Source organism: Colwellia sp. E150_009 (assembly GCF_053543955.1).
This window is the reverse complement of the sequence record NZ_JBHFOM010000002.1, coordinates 138,731-163,497: the sequence shown is the minus strand read 5'-3', so window position 1 is coordinate 163,497 and position 24,767 is coordinate 138,731. Positions and strand designations below refer to the sequence as shown.

The following is a 24,767-nucleotide window of genomic DNA, read 5'->3' as shown; positions in this document are numbered from 1 at the left end:
TATAACGTTTTAATTTGACGCGTAAAAAGTAAATTTGTTTTTTACCCAATAAGAATTAGCTCAAACACTTTTTATGCAAGCAATTAATAATCAAGCAACGCCTCTTTTTCTTATAAACAGCTTTACTTAGAGCTAACACATTTAACTTTTGCTCAATGACAATACTTAGTCCAAATATAATAATTAAAAAAGTGGGTAAAATGACTAAAGTTGCAACAATGTTAATATCGATTAATATTGGTATGATAGCTATTAATATTAATAAAGTGCTTAACGTTACTCTGTGAATAATTCTTAACAAATTTGTTGCTTTTTTCATGAGAATACCTCTATCTGAATAAATATTTGATGATCATAACGCTTGCTTTAAAAAAATTATGGTGGCATATTTGCCATAATTAATGTTAAAAGTGTCATTGTAAATAAGGGCTAATATGAAAGTTTTAGTGCTAGCGACAGACCATTGTATGGCTTCTGCTATTTATGGTGTTTTAGATGTATTTTCTACCGCTAATTTTTGTATCACTAGGCGTTATGGTGAAGACGTCTTGGCAAGGTTTGATTGTCAAATAGTTACTATAGACAATAAAAATGTAAAAGCTTACAACGGCATTGAAATAAAACCTACGGAATTGCTCGATTCTACTCAAATTCCTGATGTGATTGTACTTTCTTCTTCTGTTGAAGTGATAATTGATTGCTGCGGTGAAGATATTACCATTGCAAACAGAGAAAATATTAAGCAGTGGCTAGTAAAATGCAACGAACAAGGTACTCTTATTACAAGTTTTTGTACTGGTGCATTTTTATTAGCCTCTTCTGGTTTACTTGCAGGCAAACTGGCAACAACACATTGGCGCAGTGCAGATTTGTTTCGACGGATTTTCCCCCATATTCGTCTTGATTGTGATCAATTAATTATTGATAACGGTAATATTATTTGTTCGGGTGGTTCAATGTCGTATATTGACCTTTCTTTACATATTATTGACCGTTTAATTGGCAAGGATATTGTTTCTGATTGCGCTAAATTACTTGTATTTGATCCCGTACGGCAAAAACAATCTCCGTATGTTTCTTTTAAAGCGCAAAAAAAACACGAAGATAAGCCTATTTTAGCTGCGCAAGACTGGCTCGAACAACACTATAAAAGTGATATCTCAATGGATGCATTGGCTGAAAAAGTAGGACTAGGTACAAGAACCTTTAAACGTAGATTTAAACTAGCGACTAATGAAAATCCAATAAACTATTTACAACGAATTCGTGTCGAGCAAGTAAAAGCTAAATTAGAAAAAACGACAGATGCAATTAATCACATTATTTGGTCTGTGGGCTATGAAGATATCAGTAGTTTTCGACAACTTTTCAAACGCTTCACAGGTTTGACGCCTAAAGATTATCGTGCAAAGTTTTCTTAGATTGATAGCTATAATATGCCTGTTATAACAGGCTTTTTCTATTTTATTTGTGAATAATTATTATCATTACAAAAAATAATTTTGGTGCCTTTTTAAAGCGATTTACAGCTATTTTTTTCAAATTAACAATGTCTTTAGTAATTTTTGGTAAGGTGTTTGGGTAAAATAGGTAGCGATTTGTTATAAAAAAGGTAGCAAATGCTACCTTTTTTAGGGAGTAAATACTGGTTAAACGCTATGCTTATCTATAAATATTATCTATAACGCAAAACGTTCAACTTGTAATGCAGCTATCTTTTAGATAAAGAAACAAACTCTCGGTTAATTTCGCCAGTATACTTTTGACGAGGACGACCAATTTTTTGTCCTGGTTGAGATAACATCTCGTCCCAATGAGCTATCCAACCAACAGTTCTAGACATAGCAAAAATTACAGTGAACATGCTTGTAGGAATACCAATTGCTTTTAAGATAATACCTGAATAGAAATCTACATTCGGATATAATTTTTTCTCAATAAAGTATGGGTCTTCTAATGCTACTTTTTCTAATGCCATTGCAACATCAAGTAATGGATCATTGATACCAAGCTCTTGTAATACTTCATGACATGTTTCACGCATTACAGTAGCGCGAGGGTCGAAGTTTTTATAAACACGGTGACCAAAGCCCATTAAACGGAATGGATCATTCTTATCTTTAGCTTTAGCAACAAACTCATCAACACGGTCTAAACTGCCAATTTTTTCAAGCATAGTTAAGCATGCTTCGTTAGCACCGCCATGAGCAGGACCCCATAAAGAAGCTACACCAGCAGCAATACAAGCATATGGATTAGCACCAGACGAACCAGCTAAACGCACGGTTGAAGTTGAGGCGTTTTGCTCATGATCTGCGTGTAAAGTAAAGATTCTATCCATAGCATTAGCAATAACAGGGCTTACTTTATATTCTTCAGCAGGCACAGAAAACATCATGTGTAAGAAGTTTTCAGCGTAAGATAAATCATTGCGTGGGTAAACAAATGGTTGCCCTACACTGTATTTATAAGCCATTGCTGCGATAGTTGGCATTTTAGCAATTAAACGGTGAGCACTGCGTTTACGTTGCTCAGGGTCGTTAATGTCTAAATCACTATGATAGAAAGAAGATAAAGCACCAACAATACCGCAAAGCATAGCCATAGGATGTGCGTCAGGTAAAAAACCATGGAAGAAATGAGCTAGTTTTTCATGAACCATAGTATGGTTAGTAATGATTTTTCTAAACTCGTCATATTCATCTTTAGTCGGTGCTTCACCGTTAAGTAAAATATAACAAACTTCCAAATAATCAGCTTCTTTAGCTAAGCTATCAATGGGATAACCGCGATGTTGCAAAATACCTTTATCACCGTCAATAAAAGTGATTGATGACTCACAAGATGCAGTAGCTAAAAAACCAGGGTCATAGGTGAAATAACCGTGACTACCAAGGGTTCTAATATCAATTACATCGGTACCTGCTGTTCCTTTTAGAATAGGCAGTTCGGCAATTTCTTTACCGTCAATACTTAGTGAGGCTTTAGATTCAGCCATATGTTTTATCCCCTATTATTTTTTAAATGTACAATTTGAGTTCTGATTATTTGGTTAATGCTTGTAGATAAGAATAGACCTTATTTAAAAGAAGAGAAAAATAATCAGTTTTCTAATAAATTAACCTGTTTAGGTTGTTCTCGGTTAATTTGGGTAAATCGAACTGCCGACATTCTACATTACTTTTAAATTAAAATGTAATAGCCTTTCGACTAAAGTTTGATGACAGTCAAAGCAATGGTTAATAATTAACCATTATTCAAATTATTATCTTCAAAGGTAAATTGAATTTATCTGTCATCATCTATATAATCAATCCGTTCTGTAATTGCTTTTTTGACATCACGGTTTAAATAAGAAAATTATTAGATAAAACTTATTGGAAGAGATGTTATATCCAAGGTGAATTAATTCACTGTTATACGAAAGTATTAATTGAATTATTTAGCCAAATTAGACTAAGTTCGTTATCATTATGCGACTCGGTTAACTGAGAAGTAACTTAAGTTATTTTCTTAATAAAGGCAGTTACCGTTCATTTCGGGAATTACTTATTTAGTAATCTCTTTAGTATTCTTTATTTATCTAGTTCAAGATTGAAATAGAATATTAAATTCTAAAAAGGTAGTTCATGAGTAACAATAATAAAAGTTGAAGGCTTTCGAGCTCTTTAGGCAACAATTGTGAAAAAACAACGTCCTGTAAACCTAGATCTAACTACAATTAAGATGCATCTGGCAGCTAATGCCTCTATTCTTCACCGTGTTTCAGGTGTCATAATGGTATTTGCTATTGGTATCTTATTGCTGACCCTTTCAACCTCTCTTTCTTCTGCTGAAGGATTTGCCCTTGTTCAAGATTGTCTTGATGGCTTTTTCTTTAAATTTATTATTTTCGGCTGTCTTTCTGCGCTGACTTTTCATATTTTAGCGGGTGTTCGTCACTTGTTTATGGATTTAGGTCATTTTGAAGAGCTAGTCTCTGGTAATATGAGTGCCAAATTCATTATGATGATTTGGTTAGCTGTATCTGCAGTTATAGGAGTTTGGTTATGGTAGGTATCGTCGCGTCAGTAGGCCGTAATGGCGTACATGATTTTATTCTTCTAAGAGCTAGTGCAATTATACTTGTGCTATACACCTTACTTCTTGCTGGCTTCTTCTTGGTAACACCTAGTGTTACTTTTGATGTTTGGCAAGGTTTCTTTGCTTGTACAAGCGTAAAAATTGCTACAATGATATCGCTACTTGCGGTACTTGTGCATGCTAAAATTGGTGTCTGGCAAGTATTGTCAGATTATATCAAACCAGCATTTTTACGTGGTGCATTGCAGTTTTTCTTTTCAGTTTTGTTATTAGCCTACGTTGCGTTTGGCTTATCAATTTTGTGGGGTGTGTAAGTGAGCGTTCCAATTCGTGAATTTGACGCCATTGTTATTGGCGCAGGCGGTGCAGGTATGCGCGCTGCACTAGCAATTTCAGAGTCAGGCAAGTCATGTGCCTTGATTTCTAAAGTATTTCCAACTCGTTCTCATACAGTATCTGCTCAAGGTGGTATTACCGTAGCATTAGGTAATGCCCATGAAGATCACTGGGAACAACATATGTACGATACGGTTAAGGGTAGCGATTATATCGGCGACCAAGACGCAATCGAATACATGTGTAAAACAGGCCCTGAATCAGTGATAGAGTTAGAGAGAATGGGATTACCTTTTTCTCGTACCGAACAAGGTAAAATTTATCAACGTCCTTTCGGTGGTCAATCTAAAAACTTTGGTGGCGAACAAGCAGCCCGTACAGCAGCAGCAGCTGACCGTACTGGCCATGCATTATTACATTGCTTGTACCAACAAAATGTAAAAAACAAAACTAATGTTTACTCAGAGTGGTATGCGCTAGATTTAGTGAAAAACAGCGATGGTGCTGTTGTTGGTGCTACTGCAATTTGCATTGAAACGGGTGAAATCGTTTACTTTAAAGCCCGTGCAACAGTATTAGCTACTGGTGGTGCAGGGCGTATCTTTGCATCAACAACTAATGCTCATATTAATACTGGTGACGGTGTTGGTATGTCACTTCGTGCTGGCATTCAAATGCAAGACATGGAAATGTGGCAGTTCCATCCAACGGGTATTGCTGGTGCTGGTGTACTTGTTACTGAAGGTTGTCGTGGTGAAGGCGGTTATCTTCTAAATAAAGACGGCGAACGCTTTATGGAACGTTACGCACCAAACGCTAAAGATTTAGCGGGTCGTGATGTAGTTGCACGTTCAATGATGACAGAGATTCGTGAAGGTCGTGGTTGTGACGGTCCTTGGGGTCCACACATTAAGCTTAAGCTTGATCATTTAGGCCGTGAAACGCTTGAAAAACGTTTACCAGGTGTTTGTGATTTATCAAAAACTTTTGCTCATGTTGATCCTGCAGAAGAGCCAATTCCTGTTATTCCTACCTGTCATTATCAAATGGGTGGTGTACCTTGTAACGTTAACGGTCAAGCGATTAATGTCGCAGCCGATGGCAAAGAAACCATTGTTGACGGTTTATTCGCTGTAGGTGAAATTGCTTGTGTATCTGTACATGGGGCTAACCGTTTAGGTGGTAATTCATTACTTGATTTAGTTGTATTTGGTCGTTCTGCTGGTAATTTCTTAGGAACTTACTTAAATGAAGGGCAACATGGCAAAGACGCTTCTGAATCTGATTTAGAAGCATCATTAGCACGCACTAATCGTTGGGAGTCTTCAACGAAAGGTGAAGATCCAGTACAAATTCGTAAAGACTTACAACAGTGCATGCAAATGAACTTCTCGGTTTTCCGTGAAGGCGAAGCAATGGCACAAGGTATGAAAGAGTTGACGGAAATTCGTGAACGTCTTCAAACTGCAAGGTTAGATGACAAGTCATCTGAATTCAACACTCAACGTATTGAATGTTTAGAGCTTGATAATTTAATGGAAACTGCATTCTGTAGTGCTAAAGCAGCTAACTTCCGTACAGAATCTCGTGGTGCGCATGCACGACAAGATTTCACAGAACGTGATGACGAAAACTGGTTATGTCACTCAATTTATACGCCACAAAGCGAAGAAATGAGTAAACGTAGCGTTAACATGAAACCTGTTCACCGCGAAGCTTTCCCACCGAAAGCCCGTGTTTACTAAGGAGTAATTGGTATGAAACAGTTATTTTCGATTTACCGTTATAATCCTGATGTAGATGCAAAACCTTACATGAAAGAATATGAATTAGAGATACCCGATGGCTCTGATTTAATGGTACTTGATGCGCTTATCTTGTTAAAAGAACAAGATTCAAGCCTATCATTCCGTCGTTCATGTCGTGAAGGTGTTTGTGGCAGTGACGGTTTGAATATGAATGGTAAAAATGGTTTGGCTTGTATTACGCCGTTATCAGAATTAAAGGCAGACAAAATTATTTTGCGTCCTTTGCCTGGTTTACCTGTAGTACGTGATTTAATTATTGATATGACACAATTTTATCAACAATATGAAAAAATCAAACCATACTTGATTAACGATGCACAACAACCCTCGCGTGAAAACATACAAACAATTGAAGAACGTGATAAATTAGACGGCCTTTATGAATGTATTCTATGTGCTTGTTGTTCAACATCTTGTCCATCGTTCTGGTGGAACCCTGATAAATTTATCGGACCTGCTGGTTTATTACATGCTTATCGTTTTTTAATTGATAGCCGTGATACAGCAACCGAAGAACGTTTAGACGGTTTACAAGATGCTTATAGTGTATTTCGTTGTCATGGTATAATGAACTGTGTTGATGTTTGTCCTAAAGGATTAAACCCAACCAAAGCTATTGGTCACATTAAATCTATGTTATTAACTCGCGCCGTATAACGAGTTGAGTTAACATCATAAGGCAATATCTGAGCCTCGTACTCAGATATTGCCAATAGCTTATACACATAAAGTTTTATATGTTTTCTTTGATAAATATATAGTTATTACAATTTAACCGTAACCGCTTATAAAAATGTAAGTGGTTATTTATTTTTTGCTTTACCTCAGCAAGGAAAAGGCAATGCCAGAAGGTGTAATGAAGGCTTGGCTAGAGTCTTCCCACTTAAACGGTGGCAACATCGTTTATATTGAAGAATTGTACGAATCATATCTAGATAATTCAGCCTCTGTATCTGCAGAATGGCGTGAAATATTTTCAGAACTCCCTAAAGTTGAAGGTAGTGATGTGGAATATCGCCACAGCGCTATACGCGATGAATTCAAAACCTTAGCTAAACAACAGCAAAAGCAAGTTGTTACGAGTGGTGGTGACGCTAAACAAGTTAAAGTTTTACAGCTTATCAATGCGTTTAGAGTTCGTGGCCATCAAAATGCTAATTTAGATCCTTTGGGTTTATGGCAGCGCGATAAGGTTCGTGACTTACAATTATCTCATCATGATCTATCAGAAAATGATTTCGATAACGAATATAATGTCGGCTCGTTAGATATTGGTCAAGACTCAATGAAGTTAGGTGAGTTATACAAAGCACTACGCAAAACCTATTGTGGTTCAGTGGGCGCTGAGTATATGCATATTACTTCAACAGATGAAAAGCGTTGGTTACAAAATCGCTTAGAATCAGTGCAGTCAGTACCTACATTGTCAGTGGATGAAAAAACCGAAATTCTAAAAGGCTTAATCGCTGCTGATGGTTTAGAAAAATATTTAGGGGCTAAATTCCCCGGCGCAAAACGCTTTTCATTAGAAGGCGGTGATGCACTGGTTCCTATGCTAAAAGAGCTTATTTCACGCGCAGGTTCTGCTGGCGCCAAAGAAGTTGTTATGGGTATGGCTCACCGTGGTCGTTTAAATGTTCTAGTGAATGTTATGGGAAAAAATCCATCCAAGTTATTTGATGAATTTGGTGGAAAACATGATGATGCGCTAGGTTCAGGTGATGTTAAATACCATCAAGGTTATTCGTCTGATTTTGTAACGCCAGGTGGTAATGTTCATTTAGCCCTAGCATTTAACCCTTCTCATCTTGAAATTGTAAATCCTGTTGTCATTGGCAGTGTACGAGCGCGTTTAGACAGACGTGATTGCAGCCAAGGTGATTTGGTGTTACCAATTACTATACACGGCGATTCTGCAATTGCAGGGCAAGGGGTTGTACAAGAAACCTTTAATATGTCACAAGCACGTGCATTTAAAGTGGGTGGTACCGTTCGTATTGTTATCAATAACCAAGTGGGCTTTACTACTTCAAAAGAAGAAGATACACGCTCTGGTGAATACTGTACTGAAATAGCCAAAATGGTACAAGCGCCCATATTGCATGTTAATGGTGATGACCCTGAAGCAGTAATACTTGCAACTCAAATAGCGTTAGACTACCGTAATGAATTTAAACGTGATGTTGTGATTGACTTAGTTTGTTACCGTCGTCATGGTCATAACGAAGCGGATGAACCAAGTGCTACGCAGCCATTAATGTATAAAACAGTTAAAACGCACGCTACACCTCGTCAGTTATACGCAGATAAACTTATTAATGAAGGTAGTTTAACCAAAAACGCTATCGATGAATTAACTGGTTATTATCGTAAATTACTTGATGAAGGTCAGTGTACCGTAGAGCAATGGCGCCCAATGACAGCTCATTCCGTTGATTGGACTCCATACATTGGCCATGAATGGGACGATGACTACGATAAAGAAATTAGTCTTGAGAAGCTAAAAGAATTAGCCCTTAAAGTATCTACTTTTCCTGAAAATCACCCTGTTCATTCGCGTGTTAAAAAGATCTACGATGATCGGATGAAAATGGCAGAGGGTAAAAAATTACTCGATTGGGGTATGGCTGAAAACTTAGCTTATGCATCTATTGTCGATGAAGGAAAAAGAGTACGTATTACTGGTCAAGATGCTGGTCGAGGCACTTTTTTCCATCGCCATGCTGTATTACATAATCAAGACGATGCAAGCACTTATGTACCATTGAAAAATATTAGTGAAGGGCAAGGGCCTTTTGATGTTCATGATTCAGTATTATCAGAAGTGTCTGTTTTAGCGTTTGAATATGGCTACACCACAGCCGAACCTGCAGGTTTAACCATTTGGGAAGCTCAATTTGGTGATTTTGCAAACTGTGCACAAGTAGTTTTTGACCAATTTATTAGTTCAGGTGAGCAAAAGTGGGGTCGTTTATGTGGTCTAACTATGTTGCTACCACATGGCTATGAAGGGCAAGGTCCAGAGCATTCATCTGCTCGTTTAGAACGCTTCTTGCAACTTTGTGCTGATCACAATATGCAAGTTTGTGTGCCTTCTACCCCTGCACAAGTATTTAATATGCTGCGTCGTCAGGTAGTTCGCCCTATGCGTCGTCCATTGGTTGTTATGTCGCCTAAATCATTATTACGTCACCCATTAGCGGTTTCTTCTTTAGAAGAATTAGCCACAGGTGAATTTAAAAATGTTATTGGTGAAATAGATGAGTTAGATCCAAAAGCGGTTGAACGAGTTATATTCTGTAGTGGTAAAGTTTATTACGAACTACTTGAACAACGTCGTAAAGGCGAACTTAATAATATTGCCATTATTCGTATAGAACAGTTATATCCGTTCCCAGAAAAAGACCTTCAAGATGCTATTAAAGACTATCAGCATGTGAAGCAATTTGTTTGGTGTCAGGAAGAGCCGCAAAACCAAGGTGCTTGGTATTGTTCTCAGCATCATTTTAGAGCTGCAATCCCTGAGGGTACTTATTTAACTTATGCTGGTCGTAATGCTTCTGCTGCACCAGCGGTTGGTTATATGTCTATGCATGTTAAAGAACAACAAGCGCTTGTCACTCAAGCGTTAACCTTGGACTAACATTAAAGAACAATAAGCGCTTGTCGCTCAAGCGCTAATGTTAGATAAGATTAGATTAACTATTGAGCGCAGCTGCTTAAAACTAGAGTTAAGCAAAGTGCAAACGTTTGTAAGGAATAAAATAAAATGACAACCGAAATCAAAGTTCCGGTATTACCAGAATCAGTTGCTGATGCGACTGTAGCAACTTGGCATGTACAAGTCGGTGAAAAATTTAGCCGTGATCAAGTATTAGTTGATATTGAAACGGATAAAGTAGTATTAGAAGTACCAGCTACAGTTGATGGTGTTTTAACCGATATTAGCCAACCAGAAGGCTCAACAGTTTTAGGCGACCAAGTGATAGGTGCCTTCTCTGAAGGAGAAGAAGCCGCAGCCCCTAAAGCAGCTGAACCAGTAGCAGCGCCAGCAGCTAGCGGCGGCGCGAGTAAAGTAATTGATATTATTGTCCCCGTATTACCAGAATCAGTAGCTGATGCTACGGTAGCTACATGGCACGTAGCTGAAGGCGATAGTGTTTCAGTAGACCAAAATCTGGTTGACATTGAAACGGATAAAGTTGTGTTAGAAGTTGTTGCCCAAGACAACGGTGTAATTGGTAAAATAATACACGCTGAAGGCGATACAGTATTAGGTTCACAAAAAATTGGTGAATTAAATGCTGGTGCTTCAGTGAATACAACGGCTACCGCAACACCAGATCAAGCTATTAGCTCTGATGAATTAGCAAGCCCATCAGTTCGCCGTTTGATGACTGAAAAAGGTTTATCTGCAAGTGACGTAACAGGCTCAGGTAAAGGTGGACGTATTTCTAAAGAAGACGTAGAAGCAGCAGTTGCGGCTAACTCTTCACAAGGAAAGGCACCAGCTAAAGCAGCGCCTGTTGCGGCAGTTCAAGATTTAGGCGAACGTACGCAAAAACGTGTACCAATGACACGTTTACGTAAAACCATTGCGACACGTTTATTAGAAGCTAAAAACTCAACGGCTATGTTAACAACGTTTAATGAAGTTAACATGAAACCAATTATGGATTTACGCGCACAATACAAAGACGTATTTGAGAAAACCCATGATACACGTTTAGGTTTTATGTCTTTCTACGTGAAAGCAGTAACCGAAGCGTTAAAACGCTTCCCAGCAGTTAATGCTTCAATTGATGGCGATGACATTGTTTATCACAACTTCTTTGATATCTCTATTGCTGTATCAACACCACGTGGTTTAGTAACACCTGTTTTACGTGATGCGGATCAATTGAGCATGGCAGGTATTGAAAACGGTATTCGTGATTTAGCTATCAAAGGCCGTGACGGTAAACTTGCCATTGCTGACATGACAGGTGGTAATTTCACCATCACTAACGGCGGTGTATTTGGATCATTACTTTCTACTCCAATCTTAAATTTACCTCAAGCAGCTATCTTAGGTATGCATAAAATACAAGACAGACCTATGGCGGTTAATGGTAAAGTTGAAATTTTACCAATGATGTATTTAGCGCTTTCTTATGATCATCGCTTAATTGATGGCAAAGAGTCGGTTGGCTTCTTAGTAACCATTAAAGAATTGTTAGAAGATCCTGCACGTCTACTTTTAGATATATAAAAAGCATCTATCGCTTTATATTTCTAAAAGGCAAAAATAATTACGAAGTAGACTATAGTATTAGCTCTTTTGGCTACCGTCACTAGAGCTTTTGTACTATAATTTGTCGACTTTTCATTGGCTCTTGTTTATTTTTATTTTTTGATAAATAACTTTTTACTAAAAAATAAGAAAAACGCTAGCTTTCATTTACAGATAAATGGATAAAACACCATGAATTTGCATGAGTATCAAGCGAAACAATTATTCGCTGAATATGGTTTACCAGTTTCTGAAGGTTTCGCTTGCGATACCCCTCAAGAAGCTGCGGAAGCTGCTGATAAAATTGGCGGCAATATGTGGGTTGTTAAAACTCAAGTACACGCGGGTGGCCGTGGTAAAGCTGGCGGCGTTAAGCTGGTTAAAACCAAAGAAGAGATTAAAGAATTTGCTCAAAACTGGTTAGGTAAAAATTTAGTTACTTACCAAACAGATGAAAATGGCCAGCCAGTATCTAAAATTTTAGTTGAAAGCTGTACTGACATTGCTAACGAATTATACCTTGGCGCAGTTGTTGACAGAGCATCACAAAAAGTTGTGTTCATGGCGTCTACTGAAGGTGGCGTTGAAATTGAAACGGTTGCTGAAGAAACACCTGAACTTATTCACAAAGCTGAAATTGATCCACTAGTAGGTCCACAAGCTTACCAAGCACGTGAATTAGGATTTAAATTAGGTTTAAACCCAACACAAATGAAACAGTTTGTTAAGATCTTTATGGGTCTAGCTAACATGTTCAATGACTATGATTTCGCCTTATTAGAAATCAACCCATTAGTTATTACTGATGAAGGTAACCTTCATTGTTTAGATGGTAAAATTGGTATCGATGGTAATGCGTTATATCGTCAACCTAAAATCCGTGCATTCCACGATCCATCTCAAGAAGATGAACGTGAAGCACATGCAGCGCAGTGGGAACTTAACTATGTTGCATTAGACGGAAACGTTGGTTGTATGGTTAATGGTGCTGGCCTTGCAATGGGTACAATGGACATTGTTAACCTACACGGTGGCAAGCCAGCTAACTTCCTTGATGTTGGTGGTGGCGCTACGAAAGAACGTGTTGCTGAAGCATTCAAAATCATTCTTTCTGATACAAACGTTAAAGCTGTTTTAGTTAACATTTTTGGTGGTATCGTTCGTTGTGACATGATCGCTGAAGGTATCATCGCTGCTGTTAAAGAAGTAGGCGTTGAAGTGCCAGTTGTTGTACGTTTAGAAGGTACTAACGCTGAAGCAGGTCGTGCAGTATTAGCAAGCTCTGATGTAAATATCATCGCTGCTGAATCATTAACTGACGCAGCACTTAAAGTTGTTGCCGCTGCGGAGGGCAAATAATGTCTGTATTAATTAACAAAGATACTAAAGTAATCTGTCAAGGTTTTACTGGTGGTCAAGGTACATTCCACTCAGAACAAGCTATTGAGTACGGTACACAAATGGTTGGTGGTGTAAGCCCAGGTAAAGGCGGTCAAACTCACTTAGGCCTTCCTGTATTCAACACAGTACGTGATGCAGTAGAAGCAACTGGCGCAACAGCTACAGTTATCTACGTTCCTGCACCGTTCTGTAAAGATGCTATTTTAGAAGCGATTGACGCAGGTATTAAACTTATCGTAACGATTACTGAAGGTATTCCAACTTTAGATATGGTTGACGTTAAAGTTAAGCTTGATCAAACAGGTGTTCGCATGATTGGACCTAACTGTCCAGGTGTTATCACGCCAGGCGAAACTAAAATTGGTATTATGCCAGGTCATATTCATTTACCAGGTAAAGTGGGTATTGTTTCACGTTCTGGTACATTAACGTACGAAGCCGTTAAACAAACTACTGATGCTGGTTTCGGCCAATCTACTTGTGTAGGTATTGGTGGTGACCCTATCCCCGGTACTAATTTCATCGACGTTTTAGAAATGTTCCAAAACGATCCTCAAACTGAAGCAATCGTAATGATTGGTGAAATTGGTGGTACGGCTGAAGAAGAAGCAGCTGAATATATTAAAGCTAATGTAACTAAACCTGTTGTTTCTTACATTGCTGGTGTTACTGCACCTGCTGGTAAGCGTATGGGTCATGCTGGCGCAATTATCGCTGGTGGTAAAGGTACTGCTGATGAGAAATTTGCAGCATTAGAAGCGGCTGGTGTTAAAACTGTTCGTTCTTTAGCTGAAATTGGCAGCGCACTTAAAGAGAAAACAGGTTGGTAATCAGCTTTTAATTGCAAACTGCTTTTCTTTGAAAGGTTGATGAAAACCCGCATTATCTAATAGAGAGTGCGGGTTTTTTTATTCAAATTTGCAAGTCATACTTTGTTGCTCACCGTAAATATCTACATATTTTATAGTGTAATGAATTTTACCTCGTAATTTTTCAATAATACCGATAAAAAATGTATCTTGTGTAGTTGAAATAAGTTCTTGATTGTTTTTTATTTCTAATAAAACAAATTTTTCATCTTTAGATAAGGCATTTCCCTTAGATAAAGTACCTGAAGTTATATCGAAGTCATTTGTGGTTATTTTCCCAATTCTACTATTTAATTCAGCACTCGTGATAATTGTATTATTAAAGTGTATTTCAAAATCTTTAATAATAGCTGTTCCTAATCCCTTATTCGCTATAGATATAGTAAGTTTACCCCCATAAGAATCAATGAAATGAGAGTTTTGACAAATATAAGGTCGAACAGATAATTTATTGTGTTTATGAGAATAAAAAGCTTGGTTGATAGTTGCTAATAAAGCAAAACAGGCAATAAATATACCTGTTATTCCAATTATTATTTCAGGCTTTAGCATAGAAAAAAGATATTCCATTTATTTTTCTTTATATTAAAATTCATATTTAAAGTTAACTGATTAATTTATTGAAATCAATTATGTTTGTTAATCTTTGATTTTTAAGTTAAACAGGCTAAAATTTCTATTAAACTTTATGTTCTTTTTGTTTTATATCTGATTATATTGTCGCGGTGGCGACGACACCCAAAGGGAGGCTGACGCCGACCTCCCTCTGGACTCCCTCGGTGCTGCTAATCAAGTGTGATCCTACATTCAAGGCAATATCTTCGACGTAACGGCAAAGAACGCACATCCATGTACTGCTTTGCCTTTGCCATCATCCATTAAATACGTGAACATTGCCTTTCATTTCGGCACTTGATTCAAGCAGACTTGGCCGTTTTGATAGGTGAGGGGGATAATAATATTGGTTTTGTTGTTTTGGTTTGTTAAAAAACTCAAGTCAGTTTGTTTGGTAGTAAATTCGCCAAGTTCATTATTACCACAAATCGTACAAAACCTACAAGCCAGCACACTTAAAGAAAGTACCGTGACGCCAAGCAGTGAATCAAACGCCAAGCTGAAGAAGTTTAACGCAATAGAAGTACCCTCACCGCGACGCGAACAGTGAACTAAGCTGCAAACGCTGCAATTTAGCACAAAAACATATTCCCACCGAGAGTTGTAACGCCAAGCAGTAATAATTGATACAAATCAATTTTTTTTAATGTGATAGGCATATTATAGTTGTAGTACAGAAATATTTTTTAAACGAATTTTTATAACTTGCAGGAGAGTCATGATGAAAAAACTAGTCAAGAGTATTCCCTTAGCTTTAGTTTCCTTTTTAGGGGTTACATCACTTTCAACTATATCAGCTGAATTGCCAATGCGCGGCCCTATTCCTTTTGTTAACTATGATCTGGATGGAAATGGATTTATCAGTGAACAAGAGTTTACTCAAGTAAGAAGTGAGCGTATGGCAAGTAAAGCAGCTCAAGGCCGTCCCATGAAAGGTGTTGGTACCGCCCCTTCATTTATGAGTTTTGACGTGAATCAAGATGGGCAGTTAACAGAGCAAGAGCTCATCGTAGGTCAACAGGCTCAAATGCAAAATCGACGTAGTACTCCAAGCCAAGTTTCTAACATGAGACAGGGTAATGGCAAAGGTGCAGGTATGGGAAGAGAAAACAATATGCCCAGTTTTTCTGAATTTGACATAAATGGTGATAGTGTCATTTTAGAAGAAGAACTCTATGAGGCTAGAGCCGTAAGAATATCAGAGCGTGTTAAGCAAGGTTATCCTATGCGAAATATTGCCAACTCTTCGTCTTTTGAAGAGATAGATGCTAATGGTGACAAAAAAGTAACCTCTGAGGAGTTTGCTAAGTTCCAAGTAAAACATCGACAACAGATGATGCAAAAGTAAATCATGAATCAAGGGGGGGATTCCTCCCTTTGAACTTTTTAGAGTAAAGCGACGTAAGGGAGCTATAGCTGCTGGCTTTATACTTTACATGAAACTTTTATGATCTTAAGTGTTTATTAAAAAAAGTGATTGTACGTTCCCACGCGAGATCGGCATTTTTTCGATCATAGCGACTGGTCGAATCATTATGAAAGCCGTGATTTACATTTTTATACATGTGCATTACATAATTAACGTTATTAGCTTTTAAGTCTTGTTCATACTCAGGCCATGTGGCATTCACTCGTTTGTCTAATTCGCCTAATTGAATCAGTAAGGGGGAATTAATATTTTTTCTTAATTCTTTTGCTGCAGGTGTCCCATAAAAAGGGACGCCAGCATCAATAACATCAGGTATTCTTGCAGCAAGTATATTAATGATATAACCACCAAAACAAAAACCAACACCGCCGAGTTTGCCGTTTGATAATGGATGATTTTTAAGGAACCTAGCTGAGGCAATAAAGTCTTGTTCAACTTTTTCTCGGTCTAAGGTACTTTGCATTTTTCTACCTTCATCATCATTACCAGGATAACCACCAAGGGTATGTAAAATATCTGGGGCGAAGGCAATGAAACCTGCTTTGGCAACTCTACGTGCTACATCTTTTATGTATGGGTTTAAACCTCTGTTTTCGTGTACCACTAATACAGCAGGCACGGTGGCAGTTAAATTTGCAGGTTTAACAAAATACCCTTTAACACTGCCAAGTCCTTTAGGGGAACTAAATGTTTCATAGGTTGCTGTTATACTCTCATCATTAAATGAAACTTGCTCAGCTAGAGCATAGTTAGGCAATAAGGCTGAGGCGAGTATATTCGTACTCATGCCAACTACAGCTAAACTGGCAAGACGTTTCATAAAGGTTCGTCTATCAATCGTGCCATGAGCGTATTCATCATACCAATCAAAGGCTTCTTGAGGAATTATAATGTTTTCTTCTGCATTGTAATCGTTTTTCAAGGTCATATTTTTTAAGCTCTTAATTGTAAACACATTATTTTATAATTAAAGTAGAAAAGTAGCTTAAATCTGGCGATTGCTTAATTTATTTTCCCCAATGGCCAGTATTGTATTAACCATCAGCGTTAATAGCTGAAATCAACTCAGCAAGACATGCTTCATTTTGATCATGTGGCACTTGACAAGTACCTGCTGCATTATGCCCACCACCATTATATTTCAACATTAATTCACCAACATTTGTTTTTGAACTACGATCAAAAATTGATTTGCCTGTAGCAAAAACAGTATTTTGTTTTTTAAGCCCCCACATAACATGAATTGAAATATTACATTGTGGAAATAAAGCATAAATAACAAAACGGTTACCTGAATAAATTATTTCTTCTTCTCTCAGATCTAAAACGACTAAGTTGCCATGAACGGTTGCACAACGTTTTATCTGTTCTTTGAATTTCTCTTCATGCTCAAAATAAAGGTCGGTGCGCTCTTTGACATCAGGCAGTTCTAGTATTTGATCAATACTATGATCTTTACCAAAATCTATTAAATTCATCATCAGTTCATAGTTTGATATACGAAAATCTCTGAATCGCCCTAAACCAGTTCGAGAATCCATGATGAAGTTTAGTAGTTCCCAGCGTTTTGCATGCAATACTTCTTCCATATTGAACTGTGCAGAATCACCCTTGTCTACAGCTTTCATCATGCTTGTCCAACTAGCGGGGTAGGTTTCTAGACCACCGTAGTAGTCATATACAACACGAGCTGCTGATGGAGCATCAGGGTCAATAATATGATTTTCGCGTTTTTCATTGCGAAGTGTTTCACTATGATGGTGATCAAAGGCAATGTTAATGCCATCAACGTAAGGTAAATTGGTTGAAATATCCTTTGATCCGACTTCAATAGTACCATCTTGCATATCTTTTGGGTGAACGAAAAGAATATCATCAACTAAATCAATATGTTTGAGTAGAATTGCACACACTAAACCATCGAAATCACTACGAGTTACCAAGCGGTATTTTTTATTGTCAGACATTTACACTCTCCATTAAGTAAAATTTATTTTTGTTATATAGCACTATATTGTTTATTTAAACATAATAAAAGTAGATTGGGTTAAGTGTAGATCAAATTTAAAACTTTTTAGATTTTTCTATTGTAGATAAATCATATAGTGAGGACAGACTTTTAATTTATCTTTTTGTAATACTTTCTTATATATGGATTTTGTTCATTACCCTTTAAAGCATTAATGTAAATCAAGGGGTAAAGTTTCAATGATGTTATTATTTGCGGGCTTATAAAATTAAGCCATTGAATTGAGGTGTAATTGTGACAAATGATATGAATGTTAAACAAAAATTTAGAATGAGAATAATTTCTTTTGCACTGCTTCTATTTTCAACATTGGTGATATTTGCCATTGCGCAAGCGATTAGTGCTTTGCTCAAAACCTATGAATTAAGTTCTATGTATGTCTCTTTTTGCGCAGGTTTTATTCTTTTTACTCCTTTGGTTAGCTTATTGTTACACCCCTTGGTTTTTGTAGATAAAGTTAGTGAAAAACGCTCTCAGTTGTCAATTTTGATGGCAAACTTTGCTTTAGTTTTAGTTGTACAATGTTTATTCTTTTTAATTTGGATAACAGATGCTGTTGTGGTTTACAGTATTTATGTTGATCAAAATTCGTTTTTAGCTAAATCATTTAATATTGTCAGTGAAAATCAAAGTAATTTAAGTATTGAATTTTATTGGGCAAATTTGTTTTTAGCTTGGTTCTTTGCTTTATTATCATTAGTCTTGGGGGTTATGCCGTGTTTAATTGTCCGAATAAACAATCAGGGTGTGGTTAATAATTTTATTTCCAGTTTTGCTTATGCTAAACAGCATAAAATACCGTTAGCGTTTGCGGCATTATGTATTGCTATGGCGGTTGTTTTACCCTTGTTGTACATGAAGTTCTTATTTTTGTTATTTTTCCCAATGGCGTTAACAGGCATAATTTTATATTTATCAGGTTCATTTATGTCGTATAAAATTATTAATAAATCAATGAAAATTTAACTAGTAAGGCAGAGGGGGCAGCCTATAGTTGTGACTGAGGGGGAGTTGTTCGTGTTGTGTTCATATTATGTTCGTACTATCATGCATGATATGTTTTGCACTCGCATACTATATTGACTTTACTGATGTAGGTAAGAGTTAATTAAATAATCTGTGAGTTAATCGGGCAATCAATCAAATAGTAAGGGACTATGACTGTAAACAAACACTCGACTCTGTCAGAAGAAGAAGGACAGCGACTTCAGCGGCAAAAGCGACAACAACAAAAGCGCCTTAATAGAGCCTTAATAGGTTTTGGCATTTTTTCTGTTGGCTGGCTAGTTGTTATTGTTAGTACCATTTTTTATAAATCCAGTATTGCTCTACCTTATGTGCTTGGTTGTATTTCAATCAGCTTTATTGTGCAAGTAGTGTTACTATATTTATTTAAAAGCAATAAAAATCTAAAATTTAGTGATCCAAATTTAACAACATTACAACTATTTAATGCCATTTTTTGGGTCAGTCTCGCCATGATATTGATGCCACAAATAAAAGGGATAATCGTCTTTTTTAGTTTTGTTTGTTTATTATATAGTGTTTTTCATACTTCAAAACTGGCTTTATATTTATTACCAATGACCTCCATTATAGGGTTAGCTATCGCCGATGTTTCTTTTTACCTGAAATACCCTGAGGATTTTAATTTACAATATGAAACGCTAGAATTTTTGGTTTTTAGTTTATCTACCGTGTGGATAAGTATTATTGTCAATTTTAGTTCTACTTTGAGAAATAAACTCAAACAGCAAAAACAAGAGATATTGAGAGCTAACGAACTGTTAGCTATTCAAAGTAGACAAGATGCTTTAACAGGCCTAAAAAATAGACGTTATTTTGACGAACAGTTTACTGCCGAATACAAAAGAGCAAACCGTAATAACAATGCATTATCAATCATTATGATAGATTTAGATAATTTTAAATCTATTAATGATTTGTATGGTCATGATGCTGGCGATTGTTGTTTAAAATATATTGCTAACCTCTTAGCAGCAGAAGTGAATAGAACAGGTGATATACTTGCTCGCTATGGGGGAGAAGAGTTTGTTATATTATTACCCAATACTAAGGGTGAACAAGCATTTAAAATAGCATTGGAATTAAAAAATAAGATCAACGAGTGCCTATATCATTATGAAAATTCTGTTGATGTTAACCTTAAACTAACCGCTAGCTTTGGTGTCAGTTGTTACAATGAAAATAATGTTATTGGTCAATGTGAATTATTAATCTCAGCGGATAAAGCGTTATATCTATCAAAAAAATCAGGTCGTAATCAAGTCAGTATGTATCATCCTGATAAATGTCATTAATTAAATGCTAGTAAGTTATACATACTAGCATTTAAGGTTTACGGTATAGCTACTTAACGGTTGCAGCTTTCATGCTTATTACAAAACTAGATAGCTCTGTTAGCATTTTAGTGTGGTCATTAAGGTTGCCTTCAATAATTTTTACCACAGCAGAGCCACTAATAGCACCACTTGCCCCCGCAGCTAAAGCATCTTTAACTTGTTGCGGTGTTGAAATACCAAACCCTAAAACAGGTGGTGCGGCATTATATTTATTTAACGTGCTTATTAAGGCTTGTGCAGGCGAGGTTTCTGTTGTGTTCATTACTTTTTCATCATTGCTGTCTACACCTGTAACGCCAGCACGACTTAATACATAGGTATAACCTTGGCTGTATGTAGATACGTTGCGTAAGGTTTTATCGCTGGCATTTGGTGGTGCGATAAAAATAGGGGCAACACTATGTTTTAAAGCGGCGTCTCTAAAAGGTAGGCTTTCACGTATTGGTAAATCAGCTATCAAAACTGAATCAACCCCAACTTGTGCCATGTCATGATAAAAAGTATCAATACCACGTGCAAAAACTAAATTACCATACAGTAACAAACCAATAGGGATGTTAGGCGCATATTCACGTACTTTAGCAAGAATATCGATACAAGTATTAGTATTAATACCTGCTTCTAAAGCGCGTAATGCAGCCATTTGAATCGTAATGCCATCTGCACTAGGGTCTGAAAAAGGTATACCAAGCTCAAGTGCATCAGCGCCTGAATCGATGAGTGATTTTATTACGTTGAGTGACTGTTCAGCATTTGGATCGCCAATCATAACAAAAGGAATAAACGCTTGTTCATTTTTAGCGGCTAAGTCAGCAAAAGCTTGTTGATAACGGTAACCCGCGCGTTGTTTGTCTTGTGTCATTATGCTTCTCCTCTGTGCTTAACCGTTGTAGTGTCATTACCTTGTTCATTAGGGTGTAAAACCGCGTGTACATGCGCAAGATCTTTATCGCCACGTCCTGATAAGTTAACCAAATAAATTGTTTCAGTTGTTGCCGTTTCAGCCATTTTAAGGGCTTGTGCCAAAGCATGAGAAGACTCAAGGGCAGGAATTATGCCTTCATTTTTAGCTAAAGTTTGAAAAGCATCTAATGCTTCATCGTCGTTAATGGCAACGTATTGAGCACGTCCTGTTTCTTTTAAAAATGCGTGTTGAGGGCCAACAGCAGGGTAGTCTAATCCTGCTGATATAGAGTAAGACTCTTCAATTTGTCCATATTTATCTTGCATAATATAAGTGTAGTTACCATGTAACATACCTTTACTGCCAGCGACTAAGGTTGCGCCATGTTGATCTGTGTCTATACCTTTTCCGCCTGCTTCAACACCAATTAGCTTTACTTCTTCATGTTGAATAAAGTCATTGAACATGCCAATTGCATTTGAACCACCGCCAACAGCTGCAATAACATAATCAGGCAAGCGTCCTTCTTCTTCAAAAAATTGTGCTTTTGCTTCTTCACCAATCATTTTTTGAAATTCTCTAACAATGGTGGGAAAAGGGTGTGGGCCTGCGGCAGTACCTAGCAAATAATGAGCATTTTCATAATTGGCAGACCAGTCACGCAAGGCTTCATTAACGGCATCTTTTAATGTGCCAGACCCTGCGGTAACAGGAATAACTTCTGCGCCCATCAGTTTCATACGAAATACATTAGGTTGTTGACGCTGGCAATCAATAGCGCCCATATATACTTTACATTTCAAGCCTAATAATGAACAAGCAATGGCGGTTGCAACGCCGTGTTGGCCTGCACCTGTTTCAGCAATAATTTCCGTTTTACCCATGCGCTTAGCTAGTAAAGCTTGGCCTAATACTTGGTTGGTTTTATGTGCGCCACCATGTAATAGATCTTCGCGTTTTAAGTAAATTTTGGCTAAGGGGTTTTTTACAATGTTTCTACAGCAAGTTAGTGGCGTAGGGCGGCCAGCATATTTAGTTAATAAATTATTAAACTCGGTCAGAAATGCTTCATCAGTTTGTGATTCAATAAACGCTTGTTCTAACTGTTCTAAAGCAGGAACGAGTAATTCTCCAACAAACATACCACCAAATTCACCAAAATAAGCCGGTAATGGTTCTTTTAATGTATTTTCTTTTGTGTCATCTACTAAATTAGTCATGTGCTAATAATTCCTTATTTGCGAAAAAACTTCGTTAAGTTTTTTGCTGGATTTTATACCTGGACTTGTTTCAACACCTGAGTTGAGATCTAAGCCAAATAAATCTAAATCGGTTAATTGTGCTAGTGCAAAGTTGATATTTTCAATGTTAAGACCGCCCGCTAAAAGACTATTTGATAAGTCTTGTTTGCTATCGGTTAACAGTCGCCAATCAAAAGCTTGTCCTGAGCCAGGCGATTTACCATCAAGGATATGATGAACCACGTTACTGCTTAATTGTGGTATTGAATCATGTAATGCGTAAGCCTTCCAAACTTGACAGTGTTCACTGTTATTTTCTTGTAACTGTGTTTTAAGGGTATTAATATAGGTTTCATCTTCATCACCATGAAGTTGCACAGCGATAAGTTGTAGGCTTTGAACCAAATCAACAATGTCTGCCTGTTCATGATTTACAAAAACCCCCACGTATTCTAACTGTGGTTGGGTGTCAATTATTGCTACAGCTTGTTCTTTCGTAACACAACGAGGAGATTTTTCGGCGAAAATTAAGCCGCCAAATCGTGCGCCAGCTTGTGCTGCCGCTTGGGCATATTCGGGTGAGGTTAAACCACACACTTTATTATTGCCATAAATCAGTTTACGACAGGCTAAATCAATATCGTTATAAGCATTATTATCCATTGCCATTAATGAACTACCCACCAAAAATCCATCCACAGCGGGTGCTAATTCACGTACCTGAGCATTATTGTAAATACCTGATTCAGATATAATAATTGTGTCATCAGGTAAAGTTGGTGCAAAATCAAACGTACGCGCAATATCCGTACTTAAATCGCGTAAATTACGGTTGTTAATACCAATCATTTTTGCATTTAACTTAATAGCACGATCTCTTTCATCACTGGTTGAAATCTCGGTTAAAATGGCCAAGTTATAGTGATCAGCTACCGTAGCCAATTCAATATATTCTTCATCAGTTAAAACACTTAGCATCAGTAAAATCGCATCTGCGCCATAATATCTTGCTAAATGGACTTGGTAAGTATCAACAAAAAAATCTTTATTAATCACTGGACATTTGACGGTTTCGGTAACTAATTTTAAGTACTCAAAATTGCCTTGAAAATATTTTTCATCGGTTAATACTGAAATTGCCGCGGCGTATTTGTCGTAAACTTGGCAAATCGCTTTCACATCAAATTCTGGACGAATTAATCCTTTTGAAGGAGACGCTTTTTTGCATTCTAAAATAAAACCTGCTTGTGGCTTTTGTTTTGTACGTCGCAATGCCGCGTACATATCTTTTTTAGTTGCAGTCAGCCCATCAATAAAGTTTTCCAAAGGATTAGCTTTTTTGAGTGCATCAATTTCAATACGCTTATCAGCAACAATTTTGTTTAATATGTTCGCCATTATTATTCACATTCCTCATTTGAAAGCTTAACTAATTGCTGTAATGTTTCTAAACCTTTTCCACTTTGTAAAACCTCACGGGCTAAGTCAGCAGCGGCTTTTAAATCGGTTGCTTTATCATGCAGGTAAAGTAACGCCGCGCAGTTTATGATAACGGCAGCATTATGAGCTTCTTGTCCTTTACCTGCCAATATTGCTTTAATAATGTCAGCATTTTCTTGTGGCGTGCCGCCTTTAATATCCTCAAGGCTATATTGCTTGATACCAAAATCTTCTGGCGAAATAGTACGCTCTATTAGTTTTCCATCTTTAATTTCTACTACTTGTGTATCACCATGAAGCGCTATTTCATCTAAACCGCTGCCATACACAATAAATGCACGTTTAACGCCTGTTAAGAGTAATGCTTCGGCCATTGGCTTTAATAAATCAGGTGTGTAAACACCAAGTAGCATAATGTTTGGATAAGCAGGGTTAGCTAGGGGCCCTAAAATATTGAATAACGTGCGCACTCCCATTATTTTTCGTACGGTTACTGCGTATTTAAAACCACTGTGATAAGCGGGCGCAAATAAGAAACATAAGTTTGTTTTATCTAAACAATTGCTCGCGGTAGCGGGAGACATCGTTAAATTTACGCCAAATGCTTCCAGTAAGTCGGCTGAGCCAGACATACTTGAAACACTGCGGTTGCCATGTTTTGCCATTTTTAAGCCACAAGCCGCCGCTAAAATGGCCGCCGTGGTTGAAATATTAATGGTATTAGCGCCGTCACCACCAGTGCCGACACAATCGGCAACCGTGTTATTTTGTGGAGGAAATTTTTTTGCCGCACTTTGAATAGCAATGGCTGCGCCTGATATTTCTTCAGGCGTTTCACCTTTAATTTTTAACGCGGTAAGTACACTCGCAAGTAGAATAGGATCGGTTTCGCCTTTGAGCATTTTTTCAAAAAACGCTTTAATAGTTTGTTGGTCAAGATCATGTCCATCAACTAGCGTTGATAATATATTCGTCAT

Annotated in this window: 21 protein-coding genes; 12 read left to right on the top strand and 9 right to left on the bottom strand. The window is 37.3% G+C overall.

Features of this window, described 5'->3' with window-relative positions; translation table 11 throughout:
- Nucleotides 1–55: 55 nt before the first annotated feature.
- The gene (locus tag ACE1OF_RS01875) at nucleotides 56–319 is read right to left on the bottom strand and encodes a hypothetical protein (RefSeq protein ID WP_448892306.1); all 264 of its coding nucleotides are present in this window, start codon (nucleotides 317–319) and stop codon (nucleotides 56–58) included.
- Between the two features lie 115 nt (nucleotides 320–434).
- On the opposite strand from ACE1OF_RS01875, the gene ACE1OF_RS01870 reads away from it, so the two are divergent.
- Entirely contained in the window at nucleotides 435–1,421 is a 987-nt protein-coding gene (locus tag ACE1OF_RS01870; protein ID WP_448892305.1) for a GlxA family transcriptional regulator, read from the top strand.
- Nucleotides 1,422–1,711: 290 nt separating this feature from the next.
- Here ACE1OF_RS01870 and ACE1OF_RS01865 read toward each other — a convergent pair whose 3' ends face one another.
- Nucleotides 1,712–2,998, bottom strand: coding sequence for a citrate synthase (locus tag ACE1OF_RS01865; protein ID WP_448892303.1), 1,287 nt, complete (start codon nucleotides 2,996–2,998; stop codon nucleotides 1,712–1,714).
- Between the two features lie 683 nt (nucleotides 2,999–3,681).
- Here ACE1OF_RS01865 and sdhC point away from each other — a divergent pair.
- From sdhC to sucD, 8 genes are all read left to right on the top strand, one after another.
- Nucleotides 3,682–4,056 carry a succinate dehydrogenase, cytochrome b556 subunit gene (gene sdhC / locus ACE1OF_RS01860; RefSeq protein ID WP_448892301.1) on the top strand — a complete coding sequence of 125 codons (375 nt, stop codon included), beginning with the start codon at nucleotides 3,682–3,684 and terminating at the stop codon, nucleotides 4,054–4,056.
- A complete protein-coding gene (sdhD, locus tag ACE1OF_RS01855) occupies nucleotides 4,050–4,397 on the top strand; it encodes a succinate dehydrogenase, hydrophobic membrane anchor protein (RefSeq protein WP_448892300.1) in 348 nt (115 codons plus the stop codon). The genes sdhC and sdhD overlap by 7 nt, the downstream gene beginning before the upstream one ends.
- Nucleotides 4,398–6,164 carry a succinate dehydrogenase flavoprotein subunit gene (gene sdhA / locus ACE1OF_RS01850; RefSeq protein ID WP_448892298.1) on the top strand — a complete coding sequence of 589 codons (1,767 nt, stop codon included), beginning with the start codon at nucleotides 4,398–4,400 and terminating at the stop codon, nucleotides 6,162–6,164.
- Between the two features lie 12 nt (nucleotides 6,165–6,176).
- Complete coding sequence (locus ACE1OF_RS01845; RefSeq protein ID WP_448892297.1) at nucleotides 6,177–6,884, top strand: succinate dehydrogenase iron-sulfur subunit; 708 nt, start codon at nucleotides 6,177–6,179, stop codon at nucleotides 6,882–6,884.
- Nucleotides 6,885–7,068: 184 nt separating this feature from the next.
- On the top strand, nucleotides 7,069–9,870 hold the full coding sequence (locus ACE1OF_RS01840) for a 2-oxoglutarate dehydrogenase E1 component (protein ID WP_448892296.1): 2,802 nt from the start codon (nucleotides 7,069–7,071) through the stop codon (nucleotides 9,868–9,870).
- Between the two features lie 126 nt (nucleotides 9,871–9,996).
- Nucleotides 9,997–11,478, top strand: coding sequence for a 2-oxoglutarate dehydrogenase complex dihydrolipoyllysine-residue succinyltransferase (gene odhB, locus ACE1OF_RS01835; protein ID WP_448892294.1), 1,482 nt, complete (start codon nucleotides 9,997–9,999; stop codon nucleotides 11,476–11,478).
- A gap of 213 nt (nucleotides 11,479–11,691) precedes the next feature.
- Nucleotides 11,692–12,858 carry an ADP-forming succinate--CoA ligase subunit beta gene (gene sucC, locus ACE1OF_RS01830; RefSeq protein WP_448892293.1) on the top strand — a complete coding sequence of 389 codons (1,167 nt, stop codon included), beginning with the start codon at nucleotides 11,692–11,694 and terminating at the stop codon, nucleotides 12,856–12,858.
- On the top strand, nucleotides 12,858–13,730 hold the full coding sequence (gene sucD / locus ACE1OF_RS01825; protein WP_448892292.1) for a succinate--CoA ligase subunit alpha: 873 nt from the start codon (nucleotides 12,858–12,860) through the stop codon (nucleotides 13,728–13,730). The genes sucC and sucD overlap by 1 nt, the downstream gene beginning before the upstream one ends.
- 78 nt (nucleotides 13,731–13,808) lie before the next feature.
- Here the strand turns inward: sucD and ACE1OF_RS01820 are convergent, their stop codons facing one another.
- Nucleotides 13,809–14,339: a hypothetical protein gene (locus tag ACE1OF_RS01820; protein ID WP_448892290.1), complete on the bottom strand. Its 531-nt coding sequence runs from the start codon at nucleotides 14,337–14,339 to the stop codon at nucleotides 13,809–13,811.
- A 763-nt stretch (nucleotides 14,340–15,102) separates the two neighbouring features.
- Between ACE1OF_RS01820 and ACE1OF_RS01815 the strand changes: the two genes are divergently transcribed.
- A complete protein-coding gene (locus ACE1OF_RS01815; RefSeq protein WP_448892288.1) occupies nucleotides 15,103–15,732 on the top strand; it encodes an EF-hand domain-containing protein in 630 nt (209 codons plus the stop codon).
- A 97-nt stretch (nucleotides 15,733–15,829) separates the two neighbouring features.
- Here ACE1OF_RS01815 and ACE1OF_RS01810 read toward each other — a convergent pair whose 3' ends face one another.
- Together ACE1OF_RS01810 and ACE1OF_RS01805 are read right to left on the bottom strand one after the other, a co-directional pair.
- Entirely contained in the window at nucleotides 15,830–16,741 is a 912-nt protein-coding gene (locus tag ACE1OF_RS01810) for a dienelactone hydrolase family protein (RefSeq protein ID WP_448892286.1), read from the bottom strand.
- Nucleotides 16,742–16,847: 106 nt separating this feature from the next.
- Nucleotides 16,848–17,780, bottom strand: a complete 933-nt coding sequence (locus ACE1OF_RS01805) for an exopolyphosphatase (protein WP_448892285.1) — start codon at nucleotides 17,778–17,780, stop codon at nucleotides 16,848–16,850.
- 296 nt (nucleotides 17,781–18,076) lie between these two features.
- Between ACE1OF_RS01805 and ACE1OF_RS01800 the strand changes: the two genes are divergently transcribed.
- A complete protein-coding gene (locus tag ACE1OF_RS01800) occupies nucleotides 18,077–18,808 on the top strand; it encodes a hypothetical protein (RefSeq protein ID WP_448892284.1) in 732 nt (243 codons plus the stop codon).
- A 191-nt stretch (nucleotides 18,809–18,999) separates the two neighbouring features.
- A complete protein-coding gene (locus ACE1OF_RS01795) occupies nucleotides 19,000–20,163 on the top strand; it encodes a GGDEF domain-containing protein (protein WP_448892283.1) in 1,164 nt (387 codons plus the stop codon).
- 49 nt (nucleotides 20,164–20,212) lie between these two features.
- Here ACE1OF_RS01795 and trpA read toward each other — a convergent pair whose 3' ends face one another.
- The 4 genes from trpA to trpD are packed head-to-tail and all read right to left on the bottom strand — an operon-like array spanning nucleotide 20,213 to nucleotide 24,767.
- Nucleotides 20,213–21,067 carry a tryptophan synthase subunit alpha gene (gene trpA / locus ACE1OF_RS01790; protein WP_448892281.1) on the bottom strand — a complete coding sequence of 285 codons (855 nt, stop codon included), beginning with the start codon at nucleotides 21,065–21,067 and terminating at the stop codon, nucleotides 20,213–20,215.
- The gene (trpB, locus tag ACE1OF_RS01785) at nucleotides 21,067–22,329 is read right to left on the bottom strand and encodes a tryptophan synthase subunit beta (RefSeq protein WP_448892279.1); all 1,263 of its coding nucleotides are present in this window, start codon (nucleotides 22,327–22,329) and stop codon (nucleotides 21,067–21,069) included. Before trpB ends, trpA begins: the two co-directional genes overlap by 1 nt.
- A 3-nt stretch (nucleotides 22,330–22,332) precedes the next feature.
- Nucleotides 22,333–23,748 (bottom strand): bifunctional indole-3-glycerol-phosphate synthase TrpC/phosphoribosylanthranilate isomerase TrpF, encoded by a 1,416-nt coding sequence (gene trpCF, locus ACE1OF_RS01780; protein WP_448892277.1) that lies wholly within the window; start codon nucleotides 23,746–23,748, stop codon nucleotides 22,333–22,335.
- A 2-nt stretch (nucleotides 23,749–23,750) separates the two neighbouring features.
- Entirely contained in the window at nucleotides 23,751–24,767 is a 1,017-nt protein-coding gene (trpD, locus tag ACE1OF_RS01775; protein WP_448892276.1) for an anthranilate phosphoribosyltransferase, read from the bottom strand.